This is a genomic window from Blautia argi (assembly GCF_003287895.1).
In the GTDB taxonomy this organism is placed as follows: domain Bacteria; phylum Bacillota; class Clostridia; order Lachnospirales; family Lachnospiraceae; genus Blautia; species Blautia argi.
Genome location: NZ_CP030280.1, coordinates 2,874,006 through 2,886,217 on the forward strand (window position 1 = coordinate 2,874,006; position 12,212 = coordinate 2,886,217).

10 protein-coding genes, 1 other RNA gene, 2 pseudogenes and 1 riboswitch are annotated in these 12,212 nt (G+C 42.9%); of the genes and pseudogenes, 3 read left to right on the forward strand and 10 right to left on the reverse strand.

The features are described 5' to 3' along the window. Positions 1-303 precede the first annotated feature (303 nt). From DQQ01_RS13970 to DQQ01_RS13995, 6 genes are all read right to left on the reverse strand, one after another. Positions 304-681 (reverse strand): TnpV protein, encoded by a 378-nt coding sequence (locus DQQ01_RS13970; protein ID WP_009247523.1) that lies wholly within the window; start codon positions 679-681, stop codon positions 304-306. A 26-nt stretch (positions 682-707) separates the two neighbouring features. Then, positions 708-1,847, reverse strand: a complete 1,140-nt coding sequence (locus DQQ01_RS13975; protein ID WP_019190307.1) for a plasmid recombination protein — start codon at positions 1,845-1,847, stop codon at positions 708-710. Positions 1,848-2,202: 355 nt separating this feature from the next. Beyond that, a complete protein-coding gene (locus DQQ01_RS13980; protein WP_009247525.1) occupies positions 2,203-3,357 on the reverse strand; it encodes an AAA family ATPase in 1,155 nt (384 codons plus the stop codon). Then, the gene (locus DQQ01_RS13985) at positions 3,347-3,682 is read right to left on the reverse strand and encodes a plasmid mobilization protein (RefSeq protein ID WP_009247526.1); all 336 of its coding nucleotides are present in this window, start codon (positions 3,680-3,682) and stop codon (positions 3,347-3,349) included. Before DQQ01_RS13985 ends, DQQ01_RS13980 begins: the two co-directional genes overlap by 11 nt. Beyond that, positions 3,672-4,763: a site-specific integrase gene (locus DQQ01_RS13990; protein ID WP_009247527.1), complete on the reverse strand. Its 1,092-nt coding sequence runs from the start codon at positions 4,761-4,763 to the stop codon at positions 3,672-3,674. The genes DQQ01_RS13985 and DQQ01_RS13990 overlap by 11 nt, the downstream gene beginning before the upstream one ends. After that, positions 4,764-4,952, reverse strand: a complete 189-nt coding sequence (locus DQQ01_RS13995; RefSeq protein ID WP_009247528.1) for a helix-turn-helix domain-containing protein — start codon at positions 4,950-4,952, stop codon at positions 4,764-4,766. It abuts the gene before it with no gap. A gap of 448 nt (positions 4,953-5,400) precedes the next feature. Here DQQ01_RS13995 and DQQ01_RS14000 point away from each other — a divergent pair, with 448 nt between their 5' ends. Continuing rightward, positions 5,401-5,931 (forward strand): helix-turn-helix domain-containing protein, encoded by a 531-nt coding sequence (locus DQQ01_RS14000; protein WP_009247529.1) that lies wholly within the window; start codon positions 5,401-5,403, stop codon positions 5,929-5,931. Between the two features lie 292 nt (positions 5,932-6,223). Here the strand turns inward: DQQ01_RS14000 and guaA are convergent. The 4 genes and pseudogenes from guaA to DQQ01_RS18270 all read right to left on the reverse strand — a co-directional run bounded on the left by guaA (position 6,224) and on the right by DQQ01_RS18270 (position 11,125). Next, positions 6,224-7,769, reverse strand: a pseudogene (guaA, locus tag DQQ01_RS14005) (glutamine-hydrolyzing GMP synthase). Positions 7,770-7,912: 143 nt separating this feature from the next. Next, the gene (locus DQQ01_RS14010) at positions 7,913-8,815 is read right to left on the reverse strand and encodes a cation diffusion facilitator family transporter (RefSeq protein WP_111920503.1); all 903 of its coding nucleotides are present in this window, start codon (positions 8,813-8,815) and stop codon (positions 7,913-7,915) included. A gap of 119 nt (positions 8,816-8,934) precedes the next feature. Continuing rightward, positions 8,935-9,022, reverse strand: a riboswitch (NiCo riboswitch). A gap of 64 nt (positions 9,023-9,086) precedes the next feature. Next, a complete protein-coding gene (locus DQQ01_RS14015; protein ID WP_111920504.1) occupies positions 9,087-9,797 on the reverse strand; it encodes a pentapeptide repeat-containing protein in 711 nt (236 codons plus the stop codon). Continuing rightward, positions 9,781-11,125 (reverse strand): annotated as a pseudogene (locus DQQ01_RS18270) (MATE family efflux transporter). Before DQQ01_RS18270 ends, DQQ01_RS14015 begins: the two are co-directional and overlap by 17 nt. Before the next feature lie 119 nt (positions 11,126-11,244). Here DQQ01_RS18270 and ffs point away from each other — a divergent pair. Together ffs and DQQ01_RS14030 are read left to right on the forward strand one after the other, a co-directional pair. Further along, positions 11,245-11,507: signal recognition particle sRNA large type (gene ffs / locus DQQ01_RS14025), an RNA gene on the forward strand. A gap of 87 nt (positions 11,508-11,594) precedes the next feature. Continuing rightward, positions 11,595-12,212 carry a DedA family protein gene (locus tag DQQ01_RS14030; protein WP_111920505.1) on the forward strand — a complete coding sequence of 206 codons (618 nt, stop codon included), beginning with the start codon at positions 11,595-11,597 and terminating at the stop codon, positions 12,210-12,212.

The window sequence follows — 12,212 nt, forward strand, 5'->3', positions numbered from 1 at the left end:
ACTTAAGCGTACACAAAACAAACCTATTCTCTACAGGCTCAATAACTATATGTGTCTTACTTAAATCAAATTATCTATTAATCATTTCCTCACCTTACACAAAATGTGCCTTTCTTTCTTCTAATGGCAATACTATCATACTGTATTTTTTTTGTCAATACATTTCACCTTATGGAAGTGCAAATTAAAATTTTCACTTCCTAATTATACATCCAACCATTACGAAATTCAATCTTTCACAACCTCTTTACAACCACAACCACAGCACTCCAGCAAACGCAGGAGCACCATACCGTAAAACGCTTATGTGTAAATCAACTCCGTTCCTACAACTTCCCTCACACAAGCCTGAATATTATTCATTCTTCCAATCCATTCGTAGGGATTATCTTTCTTTAATTGTTCCGTCACATCTTGTCTGTCGGCATATTCCTTTACCAGTCGAAGAAACATATCCTCTGCTTGCTTATCGACTTCTGCAAGATAACTATGCAGCTTTCCGCTTGTCAGCAGGTTCATATATAACACTTTATAGTGTTCCTTTAAATGCCTTGCATGTCGTTTCCCCCATAAACCAATCGGCTCTATTTCTTCTTCGGCTGGTACTGTGATGTTCGGCAATAAATAATCACCCACCTGTCTATAAGTTCCGCCCATTTCTTCAAAAATTGTCTTTGTCATTTTCCTTTTCCTCCTGTGATTTTTGTCTATCGTGATCGTGTATTATCACGCTTGCGACCTTTAACTGTTCTTGCCTGCTCCAACAAATCATCTATCTGTTTGCGACCAAAAACCTTACGGAGCAGGCTGTAATCTTTATTTTCTGCTTTTAGGATTTTGTTTTCTTCGGTCAATCTTTCATTGACTTTCTCCAAACGCTGATTGGTGCGGTATAACTGTGCATTCGCTGTATTCAGCCTATGATAGTTGTCCCACCCCTCAAAGCAGCGGGCAAGCACCGTTTTGACAAGTTGCTTCAATTTCCTTACAACCGGCTCTGCCATTTTGGTTTTATATGCCTTTGCAGTCATAAATTTCTCTGGTTCTGGCAACTGATATTTCGGTGCAGTATCAAGCTCTATTTCAAGATTTGACAGCTCGTCTTTTGCCTTATCATAGTTCAATACTCGTTCCGACAACACATCAAATTCAATCTGTTTCTGCTCGATTTTCGCACCTAATGCCGCCACTTCTTTTTCTCTTTCCTGCTTTTTATAATCCAAAACAGAAAGATGTTTTTCGTGTGTGCCTAAATGTTCCCACTCAATCCCATAACGTTCCATCACCGCCGCAAGCTGTTCTTTTTCGGACTGTATCCATTGCGACCACTCCGTATCGCCACGACTGCCGCCCTTAAAACCTTGCGTTGCAAGAGCCTGCTTTAGTGACACTCTTGTATCAAGTCCACGCTTGCTGCCTGTGGTAAAAGGTACAAAATCTATGTGCAGATGTGGTGTAGCTTCATCCATATGCAGATGAGCCGAGAACACCCGAAGCTGTGGATTTCGCTCCTGAAAACCCTGATAGTATTCATCTAAAATCTGCTTTGCCAGTTCTCCGTTTTCCGTATCGGCGTTCATATTTCCCTTACCGCCCACCTGTAAAATGATTTCGTGGAACGGTTTTTCCTGCTTGGAACTTCGGATTTTTTCATAATAATCTTTTATCTTTCGGTCTGACCTTATCTGCTTGGCATTGTATCTTTCCAATGCTTCATCAAACAATTCGTGATAAACTGTCTTTATATTTTCATTGCAGTAGTCGATATTGAGATGAGTACGAGTTCCGTCTACATTTTCTGCTCGGAACTTTCGGCTATTGTGATTGACCGAGCCTTTACCGACCATTGCACTTATCGTTCTCTGCATTTTTTCATCTCCCATCTGTAAATTTCAACATTCTCAGGTTTTGTTACTTTTGTCAAAAGTAACGCAAAAGCACTTTTGACGGGTACACCCATCAAAAATGCGACCTGTAAACAGGTTTTGCGTTCTCCGAAGGCTCTCCGAGGGGTGAGCGTGTGCCGGTGGCACACACGCCTGCGAACCGACCGAGCCAGCAGGCGAGACCAAAGAGCCGCCTTTGAAAAGGCACTCTCTGCACACTCCCCTAAACTTTATCCGGTGTCAAAGTGTGACGATGGTGACAATGTTTTTCACAGCGTGCTGCTCTCAAAAACATTGACACCTTTGACACCGTTTGTCACGCCGTCTGCTCGGTTTCTTTCCAAAGTGAAACCTTTCTTCCGTCGTGTGTGCGGCTGTTCTGATAACGGATACCGTAATCACGAAACAGCCTGCTTGCGTTGATACTGAGCCTTAAAGAAAGTACATTCGGCTTTATATCCACCGCAAGCCTTTCGCAAAGTTCCGAAGCAGTTCCTTCCCATCTGTCACTTTCCGAAAAGAGCGTATCCGCTATCTTCTCAAGCAGAGGTTCGGGCGGTTCTTTCCACATCTCCGTTTCCGATTTTGCAAAGTTCCACACCAATCGCTCGCTGTCCCTTACAAGATGGATTTTCATATCCTGCTGGTCTCTGCCAGCAACATCAAGTGTGGCATTGTTGGAAGTACGCTTGTCCTTACTGAGAACAAATGCACCGTCTGCCGCACCCATCAGACCATTCGTGCCTGAAATCATATCGAATATATCTTCCGATTTTTGTTTGCGTGTATGATGAACAATAAGCATTGAAACCTTGTAACTGTCTGCCAACGCTTTCAGCCTTGCCACAACATCATAATCACTTGCGTAGCTGTAATCTGCTCCGCCTGCTTCACGCACACGCTTTAAGGTGTCTATGATAATCAAGCCTGTGTCTGGGTGTTCCCTCATAAACCCTCTTATCTGTTCTTCCAGTCCGCCATTGACCGTTTTACATTCCGTTGCGAAATACAGATTGCCTGTCTCCTTTGCACCGAACATCTGAAACAATCGCTTCTGCAAACGTGGGTAATCATCTTCAAGGGCAAAATAAAGCACCGTTGCCTTACGCACCTTATACTCCCAAAGCGGTGTGCCTGTGCTGATATGATAGGCAAGCTGTGCCATCATAAAGCTCTTTCCCACTTTCGGGGAACCTACGAAAAGGTAAGTTCCCCTTTGGAGCAGACCGTCGATAAGTGGTGTCTGAACCTCAAACACCGTATCATACAGCGTTGTCATTGATACTGTTTTCAGATAGGAAGGGTCTAACTGTCTGAGTATTTCCCTTTGCATTTCTTCAAAAGATTGCTCGTACCCCTTGAAATCCGTATCCTGATTGACTATACTATTGTCAGTACATTTGGAAAGTGACTGTTCCGCATCTGTTGCCGCAGATACATTTGGAATAGTCATTTCTTTTTTATTCTCCATTCGCATCCTCTCCTTTCAAACCGCCGAGAATAATGGAAATCAGTTCTATTACACTCAGCAGTTCATCATCCACACCTTTTCCTGCTTCAATCCTTTTCAGTTCCGCAAGGACTGTGGCAAATTCCGTTTTCAACGCCTTATACACTCTCGGATTGCCCTGTACCACCACATCCTGATTTAAGCAACGGCGGTAACAATACTCCTGTTTTGGCAATCCTGATAGAGCTACAGCTCTGTTAATGAGTTCGTTTTCTTCGGGCGATACTCGAAACCCTACTGTGATATTCCTCCAACGATTTTTGTTATCTCTGTTCTTAGCTGACATTTTCAAAATCTCCTTTCCCTAAATCATCTAATTTTTCTGCCATCTCAATCTGCTTTGACGGAAAGAGGTGTGCGTACTGATAAGTAATATCAATACTTTCGTGACCAACTCGGTCAGCAATCGCCACCGCAGAAAAGCCCATATCAATCAAGAGTGAAATGTGGCTGTGACGGAGATCGTGAATGCGGATACGCTTCACGCCTGCCGCCTTTGCCCCTCTGTCCATCTCGTGATGAAGATAGCTTTTCGTCACCGTAAAGATACGGTCTTTCTTCTTCAATCCGTAAAGCATACCGAGATATTCTTTCATTTCCTCACACAGAAACTTCGGCATTTTAATCGTGCGGTTGCTCTTTTTCGTTTTCGGAGAAGTAATCACATCCTGCCCTTTCAAACGCTGATAGGATTTATTGATTGTGACTGTTTCCTTATCAAAGTTGAAATCTGCCGGAGTCAAAGCTAACAGCTCGCCCTCTCGGATACCGCACCAGTAAAGCATTTCAAACGCATAAAAGGAAACAGGCTTGTCCATCATCTCAAAAGAGAATTTCTTGTATTCTTCCTTTGTCCAGAACAGCATTTCCTTGTGTTCCTCACGTCCCATATTTCCCACCTTTGCCGCAGGATTGGAACGCAGTTCATAGTAGCGGACAGCGTGATTGAAAATGGCGGACAACTGATTGTGCAGCGTTTTCAGATACGTCTGTGAATAAGGCTTTTTCTTCTCATCACGATAGGCAAGCATTTCATTCTGCCAAGTAATAATCTCCTTTGTGGAAATCTCGCTGATTTTCAGTTTCCCGAAATACGGAAGTATCTTTGTGCGTATGATATGCTCTTTGGTAAGCCACGTGTTTTCCTTCAAACGGTTCTTCACATCATTGATATAAAGCTCCGTAAAGGCTTCAAAACTCATATCAAGGTCTGAAGAAGTCTGCAATTTGAACATTCTTTCCCATTCCTGTGCTTCTCGTTTGGTAGCAAAGCCACGCTTGCATTTCTGCTTGCGTTCCCCTTTCCAGTTCACATACCTTGCCATCACATACCAAGTACCGTTATCTTCATTCTTAAATACCGGCATTTACATTTCCCCCTTTCCTGCTCCGTAGAGCCTTTCGTAAAAATACTGGCGATTTACACGCCCTGCAATCGTAATAAAGCCCTTTGCTTTCAATTCCTCATTTAATTGTCTGATGAGTTTATATGCATAAGGTTTTGATACGTTTAGTTCCTGAGCCACATCTTCGGCTCGGATAAATCTGTTTTCCATATCCTTTTTCTTCCTTTCTTAAAATAATTTTTTGCTTGCCGCTTTCTCCGTGTTAAAGTTCCAACAGGCACTCCTGCTTGTCGGCAGGCGCTGTGCTGTCCCAATGCACCGCAGTACATCAGGCGCTCGCTCGTATAGGGGTTCCCGAAAAGTCGGAGACTTTTGGGGAAGAGGAGGAGCAGTGCAGCGAATGAGCTTTTGTGCTTGCACACAAGCGAACGATACGGAACTTGCTCCGACGAGGTCTTGGCGGTTTGGCTTTTCGGACGGTCATTCAGTTGTCGCATTAAGCATATTTGTTTAATTCGTAATTTATTTTACTAAACATATTTGCTATTGTCAAGTGGTTGCAAAGAAAATATTAAACATTTTTGTTTCGGTTTTTCTTGACTTCCACTAAACATTTCTGCTATACTTATTTCACTAAATATAAAAGGAGCGTATCATTATGGCTATCAGCGAAAGAATACATTTTTTCAGACTAATGCGTGGTATGACACAAAAGTATCTCGGTACAGCAATCGGTTTTCCAGAAAAGAGTGCTGATGTGCGTTTGGCACAGTACGAAACTGGTACACGCAAACCGAAAGCAGACCTTACAAATGCATTGGCACAGGTGCTTGATGTTTCTCCACAGGCTCTTGATGTTCCTGACATAGACAGCTATATCGGTCTTATGCACACTCTGTTTACCCTTGAAGATATTTACGGTCTTACTGTCAGTGAAGCAGACGGAGAGGTATGCTTAAAGGTCAACAAGGACAAAGGCAGAGAAGCATATGAACTCCTCAAAATGCTGTATGCTTGGAAAGAACAGGCAGACAAGCTATCTTCCGAAGAAATCAACAGAGAAGAATACGATAACTGGCGTTACCATTATCCAGAGTTCGACACCACACAGCGTTGGGCAAAAGTTCCATCACAGGAATTAAGTGACGCTCTCGTGGAAGCATTCAAAGACCACTTGAAAGATAAATAAGCACCTACAGGACCTGCCACTGGCAGCTCCCTACAGATGCTTTGGCAACGACAAAAAAGCCCTTAACTATGGTTATTAACCACAGCTAAGGGCTTAGTTTATAATATGGAATTTGTTCAGAGCCAAGCTCCGAACTTTAGTCTGCAAGCCACCTGTTAATTGTTCCGTTACCCATAAACCACTGGATAACAAGAATAATGGCACTTGCTATGACTGTTATCAATTTGTTATCAAAAGACTAATCGAAATCGCTGAAACCCGCATAAACACTGGCTTTTTTAAGCAACTCGATTTATTCAAACTCAATCGTAGCCGGCGGTTTCCCCGTACAATCATACATCACTCGATTAATATGCTTCACTTCATTCACAATCCTGCTGGTTGTCTTCCCAATAACCTCCCACGGAATCTCCGCACTTTCAGCGGTCATAAAGTCCGTAGTTGTCACTGCTCTCAGCGCGATTGCATAGTCATAGGTTCTCTCATCGCCCATAACTCCTACAGAACGCATATTTGTCAATGCTGCAAAGTACTGTCCGATTTCTCTGTCGATACCGGCCTTTGCAATCTCTTCTCTCCAGATAGCATCCGCTTCCTGAACCATCTTAACCTTCTCAGCAGTAACTTCCCCGATAATACGGATACCAAGTCCCGGTCCCGGGAATGGCTGTCTGAATACCAGATATTCCGGAATCCCCAGCTCCAGTCCCGCCTTACGCACCTCGTCCTTAAACAAATCACGCAATGGCTCAATAATCTCCTTAAAATCAACGTAATCCGGCAGACCGCCTACATTGTGGTGAGATTTGATAACTGTAGACTCCCCGCCTACACCGCTTTCCACAACGTCCGGATAAATAGTTCCCTGTACCAGGAAGTCCACAGCGCCGATTTTCTTTGCCTCTTCCTCAAAAACGCGGATAAACTCTTCACCAATGATTTTACGTTTTCTCTCCGGTTCTTCCACGCCTTTTAATTTCTCATAAAAACGTTCCTGGGCATTGACACGAATAAAGTTCAGGTCATAATGGCCTTCCGGTCCGAAGACCGCCTCAACCTCATCGCCTTCATTTTTGCGAAGAAGACCATGATCAACAAACACGCAGGTAAGCTGATTTCCTACTGCCTTTGACAGCATAACGGCTGCTACAGAAGAATCCACACCGCCGGACAGAGCACAAAGCACCTTTCCGTCGCCTACTTTTTCGCGAATTGCCTTGATAGATTCTTCCACAAAAGGAATCCATTTTCCAGTCACCGGAACACTGGCATACATTATAAACAAAGTTGGAAAGCATTTTCTTTCCTTCCTGTGTATGCAGAACCTCTGGGTGGAACTGTGTTGCATACAGACCCTTCTCCGCGTTTTCCACTGCTGCCACCGGACAGTCTGAAGTGTAAGCGCTGATTTCAAAGCCCGGCGCTGCCTGGGAAATGTAGTCATTATGGCTCATCCAGCAGATTGTCTTTTCAGACACATTCTCAAAAAGCTTGGAATTCTGATTCACGTTTACCTCAATCTTTCCATACTCTCTGACCGGAGCTTTCTCTACCTTCCCACCCAACAGGTGCATCATAAGCTGAGAACCGTAGCAAATACCAAGAATCGGAACACCCAGTTCAAAAATTTCCTTTGTGTAGGTTGGAGAATCTTCCAGATAAACACTGTTTGGTCCACCTGTAAAAATAATTCCTTTTGGATTAATAGCTTTGATTTTTTCAATATCTGTTTTATAAGAATAGATTTCGCAGTACACGTTACATTCGCGCACACGTCTTGCAATCAACTGATTATACTGTCCTCCGAAATCAAGTACAATAACGGTTTCTCTCTTCAAGAAAGTTTCCTCCTGTTCTTTATAATAAATAGTTTTCTAACAGAAAATATATAGAAATAATTATAGATTATTGCCCTCGAATTTACAAGAGCAAAATGCTTGTGAAAACTGCCAAATTTTCATAAATTCCTTCCAGAACTTCCTTAAACAGGATTTACATGTACCATACAGTGCTTCACCAGTGGAAATTCTTCCTCTATCCTATCGTGAACCTCCTGGGCAATCTCATGACCTTCCCGCAATGTCATTTCCCCATCTGCTGAAATTTCGATATCTACATAAATTCTGGCACCAAACAGTCTTGTGTGCAGCATATCTACCCTCTGCACCCCTGCCTGCTTCAAAATCACTTCCCGCATGGCCCGTTCTGTTTCCTCGTCACAGGACTTATCCACCATTTTATCAATGGCATCTTTAAAAATATCATACGCAGCCTTTGCAATAAAAATACAGATAACCACACTGGCCAATGGGTCCAAAACCGGGAAGCCCATTCGCGCTCCCAGGATACCCACGAAAGCGCCAACTGATGACAGAGCATCGGAACGGTGATGCCAGGCATCTGCCATTAAAGCACCGGAGTTTATCTTTTTTGCCGCTGCCCTTGTGTACCAGAACATCGCCTCTTTTACGCCAATGGATACCACGGCTGCTGCCAGAGCAATCATACCTGGAATTTCCGTATTTCCAAAATCCCTTCCGAGAATCTTATTCACACCGCCGATTCCAATGCCAATGCCTGTAGCAAATAATACCACCGCCAAAATAATTGCTGCCACACACTCCAGTCGGTCATGCCCATACTGGTGGTCTTCATCAGACTGACGACTGGCAATATTCACTCCCAAAATCACCACAAAGGTACTGAACACATCTGAGGCAGAATGTACTGCATCTGAAATCATGGCTCCGGAATGTCCCACAATGCCGGCTATCAGTTTAAACAGGGACAACACCACATTCCAGACAATGCTTACTACAGACACTCTCATGGCTGTATTTTTGTTTTGCTCTTCTAAAGTAACTGCTTCTTTTTGCTTTCCCATACACGCTTTCCTTTCTGATTTTCCTGTTGTTTCAATTTCCCGAAAAATCGAAAATTCTCTATAAAGCCGCTACATAAAACAGCCCTACAAAAGTAAAAACACCTGTAAGACAATCACTTCCTTGTCCCACAGATGTTTTTTCTCATCTGCTGCCGCACATTGCGACCCGGCATACAGTATTACTGCTGCCTGTTCCGTTTTTTTCTTTTTCGTAAACAACTCAGGTTTCTGTTATTTTATGTGAAATGAAAGAATTTGTCAATATCTTCTCTTACCCTTTTTCAGATTTTTCTGATTGAATTACAATTCCCAGACTTTTGGCGAAATCCAGTGCCTGAAGAGTATTCACAACCATTCCTTCCAGTTCTCCTTTTCCCTCTGAAAGGACAATTCCCTCAATCCCACAGGTAGTAAAGTCAATTCCCTTCAGTACCGTTTTAAAGAAATTTGCTTCCCGGAAAGAAACCCTGTTCCAATCCATATTTGACATTTTGCATTTACTGAAGCCGGATTTTGAAAAATCTGTATGACTGCCTTTGACGTAACTCATTTTTCCTGCGTCAAACAGCGCTTCCTTCATAACGCAGTCCTGAAAAGACACATGGTACATGCTGCTTCCATAGAAATCTGCGCCATCTCCTTTACAGGATAGAAAGGCACAGTTTTTAAACCCCGCATCACTGAATCCGGACTGATAAAAATCACAGTTTATAAATTTTACATCTTTGAAGAAGGTTTCATTAAAATTACAGCCCATAAACCTGCAGTTCTGAAATACAGTCTGCTGAAAAGATAAACCGCTGCCATCAAATCTTGTCAGATAAATTCCGCTTATTTCCCGTCTTACGATTTCCGTTTCTTGAGCCTTTGCTTCCTGAAGCAAAGCCAGCCCGTCATGTACAGGAAAAAGTGTTTTCGGAACAGACGGTTCTTTAAATCCTCTTTTGCTCATTTTCATATCCTCATTAAACCAGCGACGCATGTTTCCATTTTCCTCTTATATAACGAATGGTAAAGCATATAGAACGGAACAGCCAGTCTATGGTCATTGCCACCCATACACCAAACACCCCCATATGCAGATATACACCCAGGACAATACTGAATCCGATTCGGAAAACCCACATGGAAATAATAGACAGTACCATGGCATATTTTACATCTGCTGCTGCTCTTAAGGTATTGGGAAGAGAAAAGGACAGCGGCCACATGGTTACAACACAGGCAGAATGATAAATCAAAATCCTGTAAGCATATTCACTTGCCTCTGCAGACAATCCGTAAATTTTAATAATAAACGGAATGGCAAGCACTACTAAAATATTCATGATAAACAGGGCTGCATACGCTGTTTTCATCAGTTTTTTTGTATAATAATGCACCTGTTCAAAATCTCCTGCACCCACGCACTGGGCAGTTACCGTCAGCATGACAAAGCCAATGGACATACCCGGAAGCACTGCAAAGGTTGCCACATTGTTGGAAACTGCATTTGCCGCGATAGACGCGGTTCCGAATCCTGTTACAATGCTGAGAACCAAAATTTTCCCTAACTGGAACATGCTGTTTTCCAGTCCATTGGGAATCCCGATATAGAGAATTTTTTTCAAAAGATTTCTGTCTGTCTTAAAAGAAAATGGGTGATAAATATGCAGTACATGCTTCTGATTATTCAAAAGGCTCAGCATGACCACGCATGCCACGATTCTGGATACCAGGGTTGGAATGGCAACTCCCTCTACACCCCCTGTGAAATCCAAAGATTAAAATAGCATTTCCACACAAATTAATGGCATTCATCAAAAGTGATATTTTCATAGCCACGGCTGAATTTCCCATTGCCCTGAAAATCGACGCGCCTGCATTATACAGCGCAGTCATGGGAATAGAGGCAAATACAATCAGCAAATACACATTGCAGTTATACAGCACATCTGCATCAATTTTACCAAATACTACATGAGTAATAAAATATCGCCCCAGATAACATACCATCATAACTGCCAGAGAGGCTTTTAAGGTAAAGGACAAAAGCTGATTCGTTGCCTTGCATGCCATTTCTTCTCTCTTTTTCCCCAGAAGCTGTCCTGCAATCACGGCACCTCCGGTCGCCAGTGCAGTAAAAATATTTAAAATCAGCACCATAACGGTATCAATCAGAGAAACGCCGGATACAGCAGCCTCTCCTACACTGGCTACCATAATGGAATCTGCCAGCCCTACAAAAGCCTGCAAAAACTGGTCTATAATCAAAGGCACAATCAGCTTCCGCAAATCTGCATTTGAAAAAAAGCGTTTTTTTTCTTCCATATAAAACTCCTTTATTGCTGTGACACTTTGCTACAGGATACTATTATACCTCTGCTCTTCCCCAGATACAAGCACATATTTGTTGACAAATTCTCAAAAAACCGTTATACTTTAAACTACCGTGCAGCCGGGGAGATAGCGGTGCCCTGTACCTGCAATCCGCTACAGCAGGGGTGTTGCCAAACCGAGGAGCTTCTTTTTGTAAAGCTGCCCTCTATAAGTGGCGTTGACGTTTGGGTCTTACGCAACAGGAATCTGTGAACCGTGTCAGGGCAGGAATGCAGCAGCACTAAGCAGAACCTTCTGTGTGCCGTGAGGGTGCCTGGGCCGAGTTAACTGTAGAGGTAACGTTTATGAGAGAGCTTCGAAGGGCGGCGCACGGTAAAAAACATTTCTGATGCAGAGAATCCTGCTTATATTTCCATTTATGAACGCATAAACTGAAAAAAACAGAGGTTATTTTTTTTCTATGAATGACTGGATACTGCAGCTCATGAATACCTACGGCTATTTTGGAATTGCTTTTCTTATTATGGCTGAAAACCTTTTTCCCCCAATTCCTTCTGAGGTAATCCTCACCTTTGCCGGTTTTTTTACTACTTATACGACTCTGCATCTGCCCGGAACTATTCTGTCCGCTACCATTGGAAGTCTTCTCGGAGCTGTGATTCTTTACGCCTTTGGCAAACTACTGTCTCCCTTCAAAATGGATTCCCTGATTTCCGGTAAAGTGGGAAAGACGCTCCGTTTAAAAAAAGAAGATATTCAAAAAGCAATGGACTGGTTTGACAGCAAGGGCAATTATACTGTATTTTTATGCCGCTTTATCCCCATTGTACGAAGTCTCATTTCCATTCCCGCAGGCATGGCAAACATGCACTTTCCCCGATTCTTATGGCTTACCGCCTGGGGAAGCTTTCTATGGAATACTTTGCTGATTTTCCTTGGCGCCTGGGCAGGCTCTTCCTGGCAAAAAGCAGCCCGGTACTTTGGAAATTATACACGAGCTGCCAAAATTGTTTTTCTTATTTTTCTTTTTACAGCGCTTTTGGTCTTTTGGCGAAAAAAGGGCAAAAAAATGCAGTAA